Here is a 16,843-nt window from a genome sequence, read left to right on the forward strand (position 1 = left end):
GCGATGGCGCGGGCCGCGGCGATGCGGATGGGCGAGCTCGCGTCGATCCTCGGCATCGGCACGCCGCGCGAGGCCGCCGCCGTGGCGACGCCGCCGGCCGCGGGCGTGAAGGCGCCGCCGAAGAAGAAGCCTGCGAAGAAGCTGCCCGGGTCCGGCATCCCCGCGCGGCGCAGCATCCGGATCCTGGTGTGGGTCCGGCGCGCGGCGCAGATCGGGTTCTTCTCGCTTTTCATGTTTTTCCTGTTCCAGACGGGGTTCCGCGGGACCTTCGCGGCGAACAGCGACACGCCGGTGCGCCTGCCGTATCCGGTCGAGGCGTTCCTGCTCGCCGATCCGTTCGTGACGGCGATGACGCTCGGCGCGACGCATCAGGTCTATCGCGGGCTCCTCTGGTCGATCGGGCTCCTCGCGGTGACGCTCGTGTTCGGGCGCGTCTTCTGCGGATGGATCTGCCCGTTCGGCACGCTCCACCACTTCTTCGGGTGGATCCTCCCGTCGCGGCGCGGTCGCGGCGCCGCGCGCGTCGAGGCGAACAAGACGCACGGCTACCAGCGCGCGAAGTACTACCTCATGTACGCGTTCCTCCTCGCGTCGGTGGTGGGGAGCGCGATCGGCGGGCTCTTCGACCCGATCTGCGTGGCGGTCCGCGCGATCGGGCTCGGCGTGATCCCGGGTGTGCAGTACATGGCGGGCCGCGTGTTCGGCGTGGCGGAGAGCGTGCCGGCGCGGCCGGTGCAGCACGCCGCCGACAGCGCGCAGGACATGCTCGCCACCACCGTGTGGCAGTCGCACCAGTTCTACTTCCACCAGACGTGGCTCATCGTCGGGCTCCTCATCGCGATCCTCTTCATGAACCGCTTCATCCCGCGGTTCTGGTGTCGCGTCCTCTGCCCGCTCGGCGCCTTCCTCGGCGTGTTCGCGCGGTTCGCGCTCTTCGGCATGGAGAAGGACCATGCAAAGTGCACGGATTGCAACCTCTGCCTCGTGAACTGCCAGGGCGCGGACTCGCCGCAGGGCGGCGTGAAGTGGCGGCAGGACGAGTGCCACATGTGCCTCAACTGCGAGAGCGCCTGCCCCGAGGACGTCATCAAGTTCCGGTTCCTCCCGAACCGCAAGAGCCGCATCGGCGTCCCGGACCTCCAGCGCCGCACGCTCCTCGCGTCCGCCGCCGCGGGCGTCGCGTTCATCCCGGCCGCGCGCATCGCGGACAGCATCGACGTCAACTACCACTCGAAGGTCATCCGTCCGCCGGGCGCGGTCGAGGAGCGCGCGTTCCTCGAGCGCTGCATCCGCTGCGCCGAGTGCATGAAGGTGTGCCCGAACAACGCGCTCCATCCCGCGATGTTCGAGTCCGGCGTCGAGGGGCTCTGGACCCCGATCCTCATCGCGCGCATCGGCTACTGCGAGCACTCCTGCGTCCTCTGCGGCCAGGTCTGCCCGACCGGCGCGATCCAGAAGATCACGGAGAAGGAGAAGCTCGGTCAGGGCGTCGCGCCGGTGAAGATCGGGACCGCGTTCTACGACCTCGGCCGCTGTCTCCCGTGGTCGATGCAGACTCCCTGCATCGTCTGCGAGGAGTTCTGCCCGACGAGCCCGAAGGCGATCTGGGTCGAAGAGGTCGAGGCGCCGATGCGCGAGAAGACCGCGGGCGAGAACGGCGCAGAGCCGGCGATGAAGACGGTGCACCTCCAGCGCCCGCACGTCGACCCGAGCCTCTGCATCGGCTGCGGCGCCTGCGAGAAGGTCTGCCCGGTCCAGGACCAGCCCGCCGTCTACATCACGAGCGTCGGCGAGAGCCGCTCGAAGACGAACGTGATCCTCCTCGAGAACACGAACTACAACCAGCAGAGCTGAGTCGCGCTCTGGGCGCCACCGAGCGGCGCCGCCGGCGCTTTGAATAGACCGGAGCAGTCCCGCGTTTCGTCTGCGTGCGTCTCCTCGCGGTCCTGTCGTTCGCTCTCGTCGCCGGATGCGCCCCGCTGGGGCGGGCTCCCGCGCGGGCGGCGCCGGTCGTCGCCGTCGCCGCCGTCCCGCCCGTCGTCGCGTCCCCGTTCGAGCCGGCCGTTCCGGTCGCGCCCCGCGTCCCGTTCGGGGAGGTGAAGCCCGCCGAGCGCGCGACGTTCCTCGCGTTCCTGCCGCGTCTCCTCCGCTTCCAGAAGCGGTCGACGACGATCCCGACGGCGAGCGAGCTCGCCGAGATCGTGGCCGGCGACGGCAGCTACTACGTGAACGATCGCGACCGCGCGGACGAGCTCGGCCTCGGCTTCTACGATCCGGTCTGGCTCTACGTCGCCGACGTGAACAACGACGGCACCGAGGACTACGTCCTCGTCGAGCGGAACTCCGTCGGCCTCCACGACGATACGATCGTCGGCGTCTTCGATCGCCTTGGTCCCGACTCCCTCACCGAGCTCGGCTTCTACGAGCAGGCGCGCGCCTCGCTCTTCCCGCCCGACGCCACCGACGGCGAAGCGCAGCTCCCGGGTCGCCGTGACAGCCCGTTCATCGAGGTCACCGCGATGGGCACGGTCATGAGCTTCATGGACCAGTGGGTCGTCGACGGCGCCGGCGACGCGATCCCGAGCTGGAGCGACCGGACCGGGGACCGCGTCTTCGTCGAGCGCGTGACGTACCTCTGGAAGGCCGATCGCGTGAGCGAGCTCGCGCACACGAAGACGTTCACGAAGCTCTGACGCGGCGGCGCGTGCTCGTCGCGCCGCGGGCCGCCCTCACCCCAAGAGGGGCAAACTGAGCCGCACGCGGGCGCTTGGATGCCGCGGCGGCGAGGGGCGTTGCACCGCGCTACCCGTGCGAAATCCCCGCGGTTTCGTCGGCGGGTTCTTTACTCCCGGGGCGCGTGGCGCCATGGTCCTCGCGGCCCATGTGGCTCGTACGGATCGCGCTCAAGCACGTCTACACCTTCATCGTCATGGCGATGCTCATCGTCATCGTCGGCGTGCTGTCTATCGTGCGGATGCCGACCGACATCTTCCCGGACATCGACATTCCCGTCATCTCCGTCATCTGGAACTACCAGGGCCTCTCGCCCGACGAGATGGAGAAGCGCATCGTCTCGAACTACGAGCGGATGCTCACCACGACGGTGAACGACATCGAGCACATCGAGAGCCAGTCGCTGACCGGCATCGCGATCGTGAAGGTGTTCTTCCAGCCCGGCGTCGAGATCGAGGCGGCGACGGCGCAGATCGCGGCGGTCTCGCAGCCCGCCGTGCGCATGGCGCCGCCGGGGGCGACGCCGCCGTTCGTCATCCGCTACAGCGCCTCGAACGTCCCGATCATGCAGGCGGCGCTCGAGAGCGACTCGATGAGCGAGCAGCAGCTCTTCGACATCGGGACCAACTTCGTGCGCGCCGACTTCGCGACGATCCGCGGCACGCAGATCCCGTGGCCGTACGGCGGGCGGCAGCGCCTCATCCAGGTCGACATCGATCCGCCGCGCCTCTTCGCGCAGGGGCTCTCCGCGCGCGACGTGAACGCCGCGATCGGCGCGCAGAACGTCATCCTGCCCACCGGCACGACGAAGATGGGGTCGAACGAATATCCCGTCTCCGTGAACTCGAGCCCGGAGGCTCTTCAGCAAATCAACGATTTGCCGATCAAGACGGTGAACGGGAAAACGGTTTACGTGCGCGACGTCGCGAACGTGCACGACGGCGCGTCGCCGCAGACCAACATGGTCCACGTGGGCGGGAAGCGCTCCGTGCTTTTGACCATTTTGAAGAACGGAAACGTCAGCACGCTCGACATCGCGTCGAGCATCAAGCAGATGCTGCCGGCGACGCTCGCGCGCCTCCCGCAGGGGATCAAGACGAGCCTCCTCTTCGACCAATCGCTGTTCGTCCGCGCGGCGGTGGACGGCGTCGTGAAGGAGGCGATCATCGCCGCGACGCTCACCGCGCTCATGATCCTCGTGTTCCTCGGGAGCTGGCGCAGCACGCTCATCGTCATCATCTCGATCCCGCTCTCGATCCTGACGTCGATCAGCATCCTCGCCGCGCTCGGGCATTCGCTGAACGTCATGACGCTCGGGGGGATGTCGCTCGCGGTCGGCATCCTCGTCGACGACGCCACGGTCGAGGTCGAGAACATCCACCGCAACATGGGATCGAAGGAGAAGAAGTCGCTCCCGCGCGCGATCCTCGACGGCGCGCAGCAGATCGCGGCTCCCGCGTTCGTCGCGACCCTCTGCATCTGCATCGTCTTCGTGCCGGTCGCCTTCATCACCGGCGCGGCGCGGTCGCTCTTCGTCCCGCTCGCGATGGCGGTCGTGTTCGCGATGATGATGTCGTACTTCCTCTCGCGCACGCTCGTCCCGACGCTCGCGCGGCTGCTCCTCGAGCCGGAGCACCGCGCGCATCAGGAGGGCTACGGGCACGGCGATCCGCGCACGGCGTCGGGGCGGCTCGTGCTGCGCTTCAACCACGCCTTCGATCGCCTGCGGATGTTCTACGGTCGCTGGCTCGCCTTCGCGCTCCAGCATCGCGGGCCCGTCATCGCGTGCTTCTTGCTCTTCGCGGCCGGCTCGCTCGGCCTCATGCCGCTCCTCGGTCGCGATTTCTTCCCCACCGTCGACGCCGGCCTGATGAAGCTCCACGTGCGTGGACCGCCGGGGACGCGGATCGAGGAGAGCGAGCGCCGCTTCGCCGACATCGAGGCGACGATCAAGACGGTCGTCCCGCCGGCCGAGATCGACACGCTGATCGACAACATCGGCACGCCGTACTCCGGTATCAACCTGTCGCTCAGCGAAGGCGCGCAGATATCGCCGGCGGACGGGCAAATCTTCATTGCGCTGAAGCCGCATCACGCGCCGACTGCCGATTACGTGAAGAAGCTCCGGCGCAAGCTCGCCGCCGTACACCCCGATACGACGTTCTTCTTCCTCGCGCCCGACATCTCCACTCAGGTCCTCAACTTCGGAATCGCGTCGCCGATCGACGTCCAGATCGTGAGCACGCCGGGGGGAGACGAGGAGGCGCTCGCGTTCACGCGGAGGCTGATGGACCGCATCAAGAAGGTGCCGGGCGCGGCCGACGTCCACCTCGCGCAAGTGGTGAACCGGCCGGAGCTGCGCGTCAACGTCGACCGCACGATGGCGCAGCAGGCCGGGCTCACGCAGCGCGACGTCGCGAGCGATCTCCTCATCTCGCTCTCGTCGAGCGCGCAGGTGTCGCCGAGCTGGTGGCTCGACACGAAACGTGGAGTTCAATATTCGGTCGCGGTCCAGACTCCGCAATACGAGATCAACTCGCTCGATCAGCTCGGGATGACGCCGCTCTCGCCCGGCGGCGAGGAGACGACGCAGTTCCTCTCCAACGTCGCCTCCGTCTCCCGCATCACCGGGCCGGCGAACGTGACCCACTACAACGCGTTCCGCACGTACGACATCCAGGCCAACGTCGAGGGCACCGATCTCGGCTCCGTCGCCGACGGCGTCGCGAAGGTCGTCGCGGAGCTGAAGCCGGAGGCGCCGCGCGGCGTGCAGGTGAAGATCAAGGGCCAGGTCGAGAGCATGGAGACGTCGTTCCGCGGCCTCGGCTACGGCCTCGTCTTCGCGGTGCTCCTCGTCTACCTGCTGATGGTCGTCAATTTCCAGTCGTGGCTCGATCCGTTCATCATCCTGATGGCGCTCCCGGGCGCGATCGCGGGCATCGCCTGGATGCTCTACCTCTCGCGGACGACGCTGAGCGTCCCGGCGTTGATGGGCGCGATCATGTGCGTCGGCGTGGCGACCGCGAACAGCATCCTCGTCGTCACCTTCGCGAACGGGCAGCGGAAGGTCGGCCGGGACGCGCGCGACGCGGCGCTCGCGGCGGGCATGACGCGCCTCCGCCCCGTCATGATGACGGCGCTCGCGATGATCATCGGCATGCTCCCGATGTCGATCGGGCTCGGTGAGGGCGGCGAGCAGAACGCGCCGCTCGGCCGCGCGGTCATCGGCGGCCTCCTCATGGCGACCCTGACGACGTTGTTCTTCGTACCCGTGATGTACTCTGTCCTGAGGCGCAAAGCTCCGAAGGTCGACGAGGAGCTGGAAGGTATATGAGCCAGGATCCGAAGCACGATCCGAAGTCCGGCCACGACAGCGGCGAGCTCGAGTTCGAGCTGCCGGCGCCGGCGAAGCCTTCTCCGACGCGCATCGTCGCGCTCGGAGCGGGGCTCCTCGTCGCCATCGGCGCGGCCTTCGTGATCGGGTATCTGCCGCGTCATCGCGCGAAGCAGGAGCTCGGCGTCGAGGCGCAGGCGGCCTCTACGGGTCTCCTCCGCGTGCAGGTGCTGATCCCGAAGGCGAAGTCGAGCGATCGCGCGATGACGCTGCCGGCGAGCGTGCAGCCGCTCGAGGAGGCCACGGTCTACCCGCGCGCGAACGGCTACGTCCGCACGTGGAAGGTCGACATGGGCGACGCGGTGAAGGAGGGCGACCTCCTCGCCGAGATCGACACGCCGGAGATCGATCAGCAGCTCGCGCAGGCGCGCGCCCAGCTCGCGCAGGCGGAGGCGGCGCTCGTGCAGGCGAAGGCGAACAAGGGCTACGCGCAGACCTCGCTCGATCGCCTCAACGCGCTCGCGCCGAAGGGGGTCGCCTCGCAGCAGGAGCTCGAGAAGGCCAAGGCGGACGCGGTCGTGAGCGACTCCTCTGTCGAGGTCGCGGAGGCGAACGTCGCGGCGATGAAGGCGAACCTCGGGCGCATCCAGCAGACGGCGAGCTTCAGCCGCGTCACGGCGCCGTTCACCGGCACGGTGAACATGCGCGGCGTGGAGCGCGGGAGCCTCGTCTCACCGTCGACGCCGCTCTTCAAGATCTCCCAGACCGACACGGTCCGCGTCTTCATCCAGGTCCCGCAGGACGTCGCGCCGAGCGTGCGGGTCGACGCGCCGGCGCAGGTCACGGTCCGCGAGTTCGCGGGCCGCGTCTTCGAGGGCAAGGTCGCGCGCACCGCGGCCTCCCTCGACGCGACGAGCCGCACGATGAACGTCGAGGTCCGCGTCCCGAACCCGAAGCGCGAGCTCCTCGCCGGCATGTACGCCCAGGTCGCGGTGACGCTTCCGTCGCCCCATCGCGTCTGGGAGCTCCCCGCGACCGCGGTGATGACCGACGCCCGCGGCGTGCGCGTCGCCGTCGTCGAGAACGGCGTGCTCCGCCTCACCCCCGTCCGCATCGAACGCGACAACGGCGCCACGATCGACATCGCGAGCGGCATCGAAGAAAACGACCGCATCGTCAAAATCGGAAACGCGGAGCTCCACGACGGCCGCGCAGTGGAGGTCGTCCCGGAGGCTGCGGCGGCCGCGGCGCCGGGCTCGCCGCAGAAGCACTGAGCGTCCTCTCCGGTCACGGTGAGCGCAGACGCGTCCGTCGCTCGTCGCTCATTCGACGCAACCGCGGCGGCGGGCGTCCGATATGCGGACTCGATGGGGGACCACGACAGCTTGTTCAAACGGGCATTTTCGGTTCCGGCCCACGCTGCGGGCGAGCTCCGGAGCGTCCTCCCGCCGGCGATCACCGACCGCCTCGACCTCGACGCGCTCGCGCTGGTGCCGGCGACGTTCATCGATGCGGAGATGGGGCATCGTCACGCGGACCTCCTCTTCACCGCTCCGTTCGAGGGTCGCCGCTGCTACGTGTACCTCCTCTTCGAGCATCAGAGCGCGCCCGATCCGCTCATGCCCTGGCGCGTGCTCACGTACCAGCAACGCATCTGGGCCTCGGTCCTTCGCGCCGAGCCCGAGCGCACCACGCTGCCGCCGATCATCACCGTCGTCGTGCACCATGGTCCCGACGGCTGGCAGGCGCCGCGAACATTTCACGCGATGATCGAAGGGCTGGATGGCCTGCCCGAGCTCGAGCGCCACGTTCCGGACTTCGAGCTCATCGTCGACGACCTCTGCGCCGTCGAGGACGAGGACCTCCAGCGCCGTCCCCTCGCTCCGTTTCCGAAGCTCACGCTCTGGCTCCTCCGCGATGGTCGCGACGTCGAGCGCTTGCTCGACCACCTCGCGGCCTGGGCGGCCACGCTGGAGCGCCTCGCGCGCGACGACCCCCAACGCGAAGACACCCTCGTCGTCCTGCGCTACATCTTGAGGGTCGCCGGACCGACGCCGTACGAGCACCTTCGCCAGCGCGTCACCGACGTCGCCCCCACCTTCGAGGAAGTCATGGCGTCAGCAGAGCAGTATTTCATCGAGCAAGGCATCGAGAAGGGGATCGAGAAGGGCACGCGGCGCACCATCCTCCGTCTGTTGCGCACGCGCTTCGGGCCGCTCGAGCCCGCGATCGAGGCGCGCGTAGAAGCAGCCTCCTCCGACGACCTCGATCGTTGGACCGAGCGCATCATCGTCGCAAAGACCCTCGACGACGTCTTCGCCCCCGCGTGATGTCGCCGCCGATGCGTCGATAGTCTAGGGCGGCGCGGCTGGGCGAGAGGCAGCACTGCGCGTACGCGTTGGGCGCGGCGCGCTGCATGCTGCAGTACTGCGCGTAAGCGTTGCGTGCGTGGTGTGTTGCGAAGAAGCGGCCGCCGCTAGCCCAGATGCGCCGCGAGGAGCCCGCGACGGCCGCTTTCTTTTATCTACCATATTGAAAATGATTTTCAATATCGTTAAAGGAGAGGGCGATGGACGCGGTGGCGAGCGAGCCGGTCGTGGTCGTGACGTCGCCGCGCCCCGCGTCGGCCGCGTCGGCCGCGCCTTCGCCGCGCCCCGCGTCGGCCGCGCCTTCGCCGCGCCCCGCGTCGGCGGCGGAGGAGGTTGTCGTTACTGGGACGCGGACTCCCGAGGCGTCGCAGCGGGCGACGGTGAAGACCGACGTCGTTACGCGTGTCGAGGCGGAGAGGCGGGGGGCGACCAACGTGGCCGAGGCGCTCGCGACGCAGCCTGGGGTGCGCGTCGATCCCGGGGCGTATGGGTCGATCGGGGGCGCGTCGGCGATTCAGATCCAGGGGTTCGACCTGCAGCGTGTCCTCATCCTCGAGGACGGGGAGCCTGTCGTCGGGGACATCGGGGGCGCGATCGATCTCGCGAACTTGCCCATCGGCGACGTCGAGCGTATCGAGATCGTCACCGGGCCCACGAGCTCCCTCTACGGCTCCAGCGCCATCGGCGGCGTCGTCAACATCATCACCGCGCCGCCCCGACAGCTCGGCGGCGCCGGTCGCGTTCGCCTCGAAGGACGCAGCTACCGCGGCGTCCTCGCGCAAGGCGGCGGCTCGTACCGCGGCGCCGACCCCGCGCGCGCGTGGGTCGCCGCGGACGCGAACCTCTTTCGTCAGGACGGGATCGCGCGTAACGACGGCCTCCCCGACCTCCAGATCCCCGAGCAGATGCGGTCGCTCCTCGGGCTCCGCGCCGGCGTCTCGCTCTCCGAGCGCGTCGACGTGCGGGTCCGCGCGCGCTGGCTCCGCGATCACCTCGACGGGCTCTCGTCGCGCCTCGCGCCCGGCCTCGGGCGCTACGTCATCGAGCAGCCGAACCACACCGATCGGTGGACCCTGCACGCGATCCAGGAGGCGCGGCTCGCTCGCGGCGTTCGGCTCCGGCTCACGCTCGGACGGCAGTGGATCGACAACATGACCGGCTCGCAGCAGGAAGGCTCGCCCGTGGGCGAGCGCCACGAGCGCTTCCACCGCATGCAGAGCATCGAAGGCGTCGCCACCATCGCCGACGGCGACCGCACCTGGGTCGCCGGGAGCCGCGCCGAGGTCGAGCACTTCACCCAGCTCCTCACCCGCGTCGACTCGCTCAGCACCGGGCTCGTCACGACGCGCGGCGAAGAGGTCACCCCGCAGATGCTCGCGCGCATGGCGCTCTACGCGCAGCTGCAATGGAAGCTCGCCGGCGGGAAGCTCACCCTCCTCCCCGGCGTGCGCGCCGAGACGCACTCGCGGTACGGGAGCGCCCTCACCCCGCGCTTCGCGTTCGCGTATCGACCGGTGGAGCAGCTCACCCTCCGCGCGTCGGCGGGACGCGGGTTCCGCGCGCCCTCGGCGAAGGAGCTCGGGTTCGCGTTCGATCACTCGTCGCTCGGCTACCGCGTCCTCGGCAACCTCGACCTCCGGCCCGAGGTCTCGTGGGGCGTCAACGGCGACGCGACCTGGACCCCGGACTCGCGCTTCAACGTGCGCGCGGGGACGTTCATGAACTGGGTCGACGACCTCATCGACATCGACCTCGCCGGCGGCGTCGCGCGCGGCACCGTCGTCGACTACACCTATCGCAACTTCGGAAAGGCGCGCACGTTCGGCGCGCAGCTCGCCGCGTCGGCGAACCTCGGGGAGCGGCTCCGCGCCGACCTCGCCTACGACTACCTCTGGACGCGCGACGACCTCAACGACCGGCCCTTCGGCGGGCGTCCGCCGCACACCGTCACCGGCGCGTTGCGCGCGCTCTTGCCGTGGAAGCTCGAAGGCAACGTGCGCTGGCGCGCGTCGACGGACGCCTTCGTCTCCGAGACGAGGCGATCGCCGTCCTACCAGACGATCGATCTCCGCCTCGCGCGCGCTCTCTGGCCGCGCGCGCAGGCCTACGTCGGCGTGATCAACGTCGCCGACGTCCATCAAGAGCCCGGACGCGTCGGCGACTTCCGCCCGCCGCTCGGGCGCGTGTTCTACGCCGGCCTTCGCGCCGAGCTGCCAACGGAGGATCCGTGATGCGTCGACTCCTTGTTCTCGGGCTCGTAGCCCTCGCCGCTTGCAGTGATGAAGCCGGCGCTCGCCCCGACACGGGCGCGGGCGCGACACCGATCGACGCCGGCGCCGACGCCGCCGCGAGCTTCGACACCGGCGTCGAGCTCCGCGTCGAGGTGCCCGCCACCGGCCGCGTCTACGTGCGCCTCGAGCCGCCGAGCGTGGTCGGCGCGGGCGACGCGTGGGACCTCGCCTTCGAAGGCCTCGACGTCTACACGAACAGCGGGTCGTCCGGGAGCGGGAAGGGCGGCGCGTTCGGTCCGCTCGACGGCATCACGTTCCTCGGCGACCAGGCCCCGCAGGTCCCCTTCATCACGCAGGACGAGCCCGGCGGCGCCTTCCGCAACTGGTACGCGTACGAGGGATCGACGCATGCGCTCTACAGCCGCTTTCACACCTACGGCGTGAAGGACGGCGACCGCATCTGGAAGGTGCAGCTCCTCTCCTATTACGGCGAGCGCGACGGCGCCGCGGTCTCCGCGCTCCTCCGCGTCCGCTACGCCGAGGTCGGCGGCGCGGCGCAGGAGATCACGCTCGACGGGACCGCGGGCGGCCCCAACTCGCCCGCCGACTCGCCGAGCGAGTGCATCGACTTCGGGACCGGCGCGCGCTCGATGCTCACGCCCGCCGCCGCGCTCGCGTCGAGCGCGTGGCACATCTGCGCGCGCCGCGACTCCATCTTCGTCAACGGCGAGAAGGGTGGACCGCGCGGGATCACCGCGGTCGACCTCCAGGCCGCCGAGACCGCGACCGAGACGCTGAGCGCGGTGCAGACCCGCACGCCGGAGAGCACGGCCGCCGCGTTCGACGCGGTGAACCGCGCGTCGTTCGACGGCAAGACGTTCCGCGGCGATCGCATCGTGAGCGCGTTCTCCGATCGCTGGATCGAGAACGACGCGCCGGTCAACGCGGCGTGGCTCGTGGTCGACGCGGCGGGGGCGCAGAAGGTGCTCGTCGGATTCGTTCGCTTCGAAGGTGCCACGACGGCGTCGCCCGGGACGGTCGTGATGCGGATCAAGCCGGTGAAAGGGTAGTCATGAAGAAGTCATTCGCGCTGGCCGTCGTTCCCATGTTCCTCGCCGCCGTCGCGGCGTGCAGCGACGACGACGCCGATCCCGCCGCCAACACCAGCAGCACCAGCAGCTCGTCCTCGACGAGCAGCAGCGGCTCCTCCACGTCGTCATCGTCGTCGTCGACGTCGTCGTCGTCGAGCGGCGAGCCCGACAAGGACGCCGGCAACGACGGCGCGTCCGGGGCGACGTGCGGAGCGGCGATGAAGCAGCTCCTCGTCCCCGTCGACAAGGTCTCGACCGGCGAGGTCACCGTCATCGCGACGGACGGCGACACGAAGACGGTCTTCATCGACGCGACCGCGGGCGGCACCGGTCCGGTCGCGTCGCAGAACCCGCGCGTCTACGTGAACCTCGAGACGCTCACCCGCGTCGAGGTCACGGACGAGAACGCCGACGAGGCGACGACCTGGGACCTCGCGATCAAGCGGCCCATCCTCTTCACGAACAGCGGCCAGGGCGGCCCCGGCGCCGGTGGCGCGGTCCTCATCAGCAAGGACTTCGCCGCCGTCGTCGCCGCCGACGCGACCGGGCCCACGTTCAAGACGGAGCGCTTCGTCGACGACGACTGCAACCCGATCGTCGACCTCACCAACGCGCCGCTCACGTCGTTCGACGGCTGGTACGACTACAACGCGACGAGGCTCACGCCGCACCCCGGCACCTGGCTCGTGAAGGGCGGCACCGGGAAGCTCTACAAGCTGGAGATCCTCACCTACTACGCGAACGCGGACGGCACCGAGGGCCCGACGAGCGCCCGCTACACGATCAAGGTCGCGCCGCTCTGACCTTCAGGGCGGCAGCACGTCCGGGAGCGAACGTCGCGCCAGCGCGTCCATCGCGCGCTCGCAGCGCGCGAGGACCTCGGGGATCGCTCCCTCGACGCGGCAGACCGCGAGGCGGGCGGCGCCGTGCTCGTCCGGGACGAGGCCGGCGACGCCGCCGTCGATCGGGTCTTCGACGTACGGAGCGACGACCTCCCAGCGCGCGCGGTCGCCCGCCTGCCGCCAGACGATCTCGCCCCGGCCATCGGGGAGCGACCGCGCGATCGCGTCGCGCGCGCGGGCGAGCCCGCCGTCCGCGTTCGGGAAGAGCTTCAGCCGCAGGAGCCCGCAGCGGTAGCTCGCGTCCGCGCGATCGAGCGCGCAGGTCGCGGCGCGCCCGGCCGCGCTCGGGCCGCCCATGACGAGATCGAAGTCCGCGTCGAGGTTCTCGCGCCGCGCCGACGGGGTCTGATGTCCGGCCGTGAGCTCGGCGACCGTCTTCGTGACGAACGCGCGGAGCGCCGAGACGGTGATCGCGCCGGTGCGCCCTTCGTCCGCCTCGCGCTCGCGCAGCCCGCGTAGGAGCGCGTGCGTGAAGACGCTGTTCTGGTAGCGCGGATCCTCGAGCGAATACTCGACCCCGCTCGACGACGCGAGCACGTGGGTGCCGGTCCCGCGCCGCAGCTCGGCGAAGAGATCGCGGGCCGCGCGCGCGCGCGGCGAGACGGTAGCGAGCGCGGCCGCCTGCACCACCTTCACCTTGCCCGCGTGCGCGATCGCGCGGACCTGCTCCGGATCGAGCTCGCCCGCGTTGCACGTGTCCATCACGAGGAGCTTCCGTCGCGCCGGCACCGCGTCGAGCAGCCCTTCGAGCGCGGCGTATGGCACGCCGGTGCGCTCGAGCGCCGACGGATCGACGTCGTGCGGCGCGAAGAGGTAGCCGCCGCGCGCGTCGAGGGCGCCGTGACCGGAGAGGTACACCACGACCGCGTCCTCCGGCTTCGTGCGCTCGATCTCGGTCCGCAGCGCGAGGATCCCGTCCCGCGTCGCGGCCGCGTCGGTGAGCTCCACCGCGTGCGCGCACCGATCGCCGCCGCAGAACGCGGCGAGGACGTCGCGCGCGTCCTTCGCCGGGTAGGTGAGGTCGAGCGAGCGATCGCGGTACCGCGTCACGCCCACCGCGAAGACGTGCACCGCCGGCTCCGGCGCCGGCCCGACGTAGGTGACGACCGTGGTCGCCTCGAGCGACGGCACGCCGTCCTCGTTCTCGACCGCGACCGCGATCTTGTTCGGGCCCGGTACGAGCTCGATCGTCACGTCCTCGTCGACGTTCCGCGCCGGCGTCACCTCCTTGCCGCGATCGCCGAACACCGGGACCCCGTTGTCGGCGACGTGGATCCGGCGGAGGCGGCCCGCCGGATCGGCCCCGCGCACGTGGAGCACGAGGCGCTTCTCGTGGCTCGACGGCGGGACGCTCGCGAGCCGGACGGTGGGGAGCGCCCCGGCGCTGGCGACGCCGCCGCGGAGCCCGAGCTGATCCATGCGTCGCGCGCGGGCGGCGTCGAAGAGCGATCGCGCGTCCGGCGCGAGGAACCCGAGCCCCTCGAGCGCGCGTGTCGGATTATTGTAGATTGCATCGAACTGATCGAACGGGTACACGCGCGCGTCCCAGCGGAACGCGACCGCGCCGGCGGCGTCGCGCGGGGCGAGGTATTCGCCGTGCGGTCCGACGACGACGACGGCGCCGCGCTCCATCAGCGCGAACGTCGAGACGCGGTCGGTCTGGAGGTCGATCGCCTTCAGCGTGCCGCCCGCCCCCTTCCAGACGACGTGGCTCGAGCCGCCGAGGAACGCGATGCTCGCCGCCGCGCCGTCGTCGACGCGAAGCGAGAGGCGGTTCCATGTCGTCGTGTCGAAGACGGTGAGCTCCCCGCGACCGCCGGCGACGGCGAGCGTTCGTCCGTCCGGCGACGTCGCGAGCTGCAGCGGCGCGGCGAGGTCTCCGAGCGTCTTCGTGACGCGGCCGCTCCGCGCCTCGACGACGACGCCGGCGGACGCGACGAGCCCGTCGCCGACGAAGGCGACCGACGGCGCGGCGGTCGTGACCCAGCTCGTGACCCGTTCCCCCGTCGCGGTCGCGAGCACGTCGACGCGGCCCTGCCCGTCGATCGTCACGCCCGCGGCGAGGAGCGATCCGTCCGCGCTCACGGCGAGCGAGGCGGGCGCGCCGCGCTCCGCGGCGGTCGACCAGCGCGGCGCTCCGCTCGCTGCGTCGAAGGCGCGGAGCGCGTGCGTCTCGTAGGCGCCGGCGGACGCGCCGAGCGCGACGACGAGATCGCCGGCGTGGGCGACGTGCGTGAAGCGGGCGCCCTTCGTGGTCGTGCGCCAGCGCTCCGCCCGCGCGGTGGTCGCGACGAGGTCCTCGCTCGTCGCGCGCACGAGGACGTCGGCGCGCGGATCGAACGAGGCCGCGACGGGCGCGCGCTCGATCCCGCGGCGCTCCGTCCCGCCGTCCCGCGCGTCCCACGTCACCTCGAAGGCGCCGTCGAAGGTCGCCTGACCGAGGAGCAGCGCGCCCGCGGCGACGTAGAGGCGAGGCTCGCGCGGATCGGCGGCGACCGCGATCGCGGGGAGCGTGCGCGATCGCAGCGCGCGGATGCGCTGCCACACGCCGGTCTCCCAGACGTCGACGTCGCCGCGGCGACCGCCGGACGCGAGCAGCGCGCCGTCGGCGCTGAACGCGACCGCGTCGGTGGTCGACGCCGACGCGCGCACGCTCTCTTGCGCCGCCCAGTCGTGGACGACGAGCCCTTCGCTCGTCGCCGCGGCGAGCACCGGCCTCGACGGATGGAAGGCGAGCGCGAAGGTCGTGCCCGCGCTCAGGTACGGGTTCGGGTGCCAGCGCCAGCGTCGCTTCGTCTCGCGCTCGACGATCGCGACGACGCCGCCCTGCTCCGCGCACCCGAGGAAGCGGCCGTCCGGCGACGTCGCGATCGCGGTCACCCGCTCTCGCGTGCACGCGCGTTTGTCGGGAGGGATGACGGGCGTGACCTGCTGCGCGGGACGGCGCGAGGCGAGCATGCCGGTGGCGACGTCGAAGACGACCGTCTGGCTCTCGAGCGACGCGACGAGCTCCGCGCCCTCCCACGCGAGCGCGCGGACGCTCTCCTTCGGCCATCCTTGCACGATGACCTCGGGCGCCACCCGCGCCGTCGCCGCGGGCGCACGCGCCGTCCGCGCGGGCGGATGGCAGCCCGCGCCGCAGGCGACGACGAAGAGTATGCGCGCACGCCATCGCGACATCGTGTTCACCTGTACGTACCACGCTCGGCGCGACGGCCGTCGGCGGGACGGCGCTCCTCGTTCAGAAGCGTCGACGCACGTTCAGCGGACCTCGACCGCGAGCGTCTGGAAGGTGGTGCCGCCGCGGGCGTCGCGGAGGACGACGAAGAGGTGTGCGGTGCCGGGGACGTTGGGCGCGGTCCATCCGTTCTCGGTGAAGAGCTCCGGCTCCTCCTCCGCGCGGCCGCTGCGATCGGCGTCGAACGTGCCCGCGGTCGCGAACCACGAGACGCGCATCGACTCGCGGTGTGGGACGAGCGCGCGCGCCGCGAGGTCGTAGACGACGTAAGGCTCCGCCGCTTCGGCCGGCCAGCTCGCGCGCAGCGTGACGCGCGCGCCGCGGGTGACGGGGCCCTGCGCGATCGGATCGAGGACCGGGTTCCGGTTCGCGGTATAGCGCGCCTGATGCTCGGCCGCGATGTCGGCCGGCGCGCTCGCGAGGCCGCACGACACGCGCGTCATCCCGAAGCCGACGTGGTCCCCGACGATCACGCGCACCGGCTGGAAGTAGCCGCCGGTCACGTCGGGATCGCGCGGCCGCAGGTCCTGCCGCGTGACGTTCGGGCCGAACACGTTGCACGCGTCGGTCGGGAGCGTCGTCTCGATCGCGGGCCCGTCGCCGATCGGCCGCGCGCCCTCGTCGCGGAGGCAGGCCGCGCTCACCGCGCCGTTCTCGACGAGGAGCTTGGGCGAAGCGCAGTGGGCCCAGCGCGCGAGCGGCGCCGCGATCGGCCCCTCCGGCGTCGCGGCGAGGACGTCGTAGCGGACCGGCGCGCCCGGCGTGGCCTCGGGCGGCTCGACGCGCACCGCCAGGATCGACGTCGTCGTGACGAGCGAGTCCCGCTCGCCGAGGTCCGGCACACACCCCCCAACAACCACAACCAAGAGCCACGTCAAAAGCGAGCACGCGGCAGAAAAACGTTCTGACGTTTTTCTGCATCGTGCGAGCGGGGTGCAGGGGCGC

The 16,843-nt window shown here is 70.9% G+C and carries 10 protein-coding genes; 8 read left to right on the forward strand and 2 right to left on the reverse strand.

Annotation, left to right across the window (positions count from 1 at the left end):
* The first annotated feature begins 3 nt into the window (after positions 1-3).
* From KF837_05500 to KF837_05535, 8 genes are all read left to right on the forward strand, one after another.
* The gene (locus KF837_05500; GenBank protein MBX3226743.1) at positions 4-1,854 is read left to right on the forward strand and encodes a 4Fe-4S binding protein; all 1,851 of its coding nucleotides are present in this window, start codon (positions 4-6) and stop codon (positions 1,852-1,854) included.
* Positions 1,855-1,928: 74 nt separating this feature from the next.
* The gene (locus tag KF837_05505; GenBank protein ID MBX3226744.1) at positions 1,929-2,693 is read left to right on the forward strand and encodes a hypothetical protein; all 765 of its coding nucleotides are present in this window, start codon (positions 1,929-1,931) and stop codon (positions 2,691-2,693) included.
* A 188-nt stretch (positions 2,694-2,881) separates the two neighbouring features.
* Positions 2,882-6,067: an efflux RND transporter permease subunit gene (locus KF837_05510; protein MBX3226745.1), complete on the forward strand. Its 3,186-nt coding sequence runs from the start codon at positions 2,882-2,884 to the stop codon at positions 6,065-6,067.
* Positions 6,064-7,341 carry an efflux RND transporter periplasmic adaptor subunit gene (locus KF837_05515; protein ID MBX3226746.1) on the forward strand — a complete coding sequence of 426 codons (1,278 nt, stop codon included), beginning with the start codon at positions 6,064-6,066 and terminating at the stop codon, positions 7,339-7,341. The genes KF837_05510 and KF837_05515 overlap by 4 nt, the downstream gene beginning before the upstream one ends.
* Positions 7,342-7,434: 93 nt before the next feature.
* The gene (locus tag KF837_05520; GenBank protein MBX3226747.1) at positions 7,435-8,397 is read left to right on the forward strand and encodes an Rpn family recombination-promoting nuclease/putative transposase; all 963 of its coding nucleotides are present in this window, start codon (positions 7,435-7,437) and stop codon (positions 8,395-8,397) included.
* A gap of 419 nt (positions 8,398-8,816) precedes the next feature.
* Positions 8,817-10,667 carry a TonB-dependent receptor gene (locus tag KF837_05525; GenBank protein MBX3226748.1) on the forward strand — a complete coding sequence of 617 codons (1,851 nt, stop codon included), beginning with the start codon at positions 8,817-8,819 and terminating at the stop codon, positions 10,665-10,667.
* A gap of 92 nt (positions 10,668-10,759) precedes the next feature.
* Entirely contained in the window at positions 10,760-11,737 is a 978-nt protein-coding gene (locus tag KF837_05530) for an HmuY family protein (GenBank protein MBX3226749.1), read from the forward strand.
* 2 nt (positions 11,738-11,739) lie between these two features.
* A complete protein-coding gene (locus KF837_05535; protein ID MBX3226750.1) occupies positions 11,740-12,561 on the forward strand; it encodes a hypothetical protein in 822 nt (273 codons plus the stop codon).
* A 3-nt stretch (positions 12,562-12,564) separates the two neighbouring features.
* Here KF837_05535 and KF837_05540 read toward each other — a convergent pair whose 3' ends face one another.
* Entirely contained in the window at positions 12,565-15,840 is a 3,276-nt protein-coding gene (locus tag KF837_05540; GenBank protein MBX3226751.1) for a caspase family protein, read from the reverse strand.
* 81 nt (positions 15,841-15,921) lie between these two features.
* Positions 15,922-16,740, reverse strand: a complete 819-nt coding sequence (locus KF837_05545; GenBank protein MBX3226752.1) for a hypothetical protein — start codon at positions 16,738-16,740, stop codon at positions 15,922-15,924.
* Between the last annotated feature and the right edge of the window lie 103 nt (positions 16,741-16,843).

Source organism: Labilithrix sp., assembly GCA_019637155.1.
Lineage (GTDB): Bacteria > Myxococcota_A > Polyangia > Polyangiales > Polyangiaceae > Labilithrix.

What these genes read in the sequence shown, in the direction of transcription:
- KF837_05535 (MBX3226750.1), top strand. Translation starts at nt 11,740, where the DNA reads ATGAAGAAGTCATTCGCGCTGGCCGTCGTTCCCATGTTCCTCGCCGCC.
- KF837_05520 (MBX3226747.1), top strand. Translation starts at nt 7,435, where the DNA reads ATGGGGGACCACGACAGCTTGTTCAAACGGGCATTTTCGGTTCCGGCC.
- KF837_05510 (MBX3226745.1), top strand. Translation starts at nt 2,882, where the DNA reads ATGTGGCTCGTACGGATCGCGCTCAAGCACGTCTACACCTTCATCGTC.
- KF837_05540 (MBX3226751.1), bottom strand. Translation starts at nt 15,840, where the DNA reads ATGTCGCGATGGCGTGCGCGCATACTCTTCGTCGTCGCCTGCGGCGCG.
- KF837_05515 (MBX3226746.1), top strand. Translation starts at nt 6,064, where the DNA reads ATGAGCCAGGATCCGAAGCACGATCCGAAGTCCGGCCACGACAGCGGC.
- KF837_05500 (MBX3226743.1), top strand. Translation starts at nt 4, where the DNA reads ATGGCGCGGGCCGCGGCGATGCGGATGGGCGAGCTCGCGTCGATCCTC.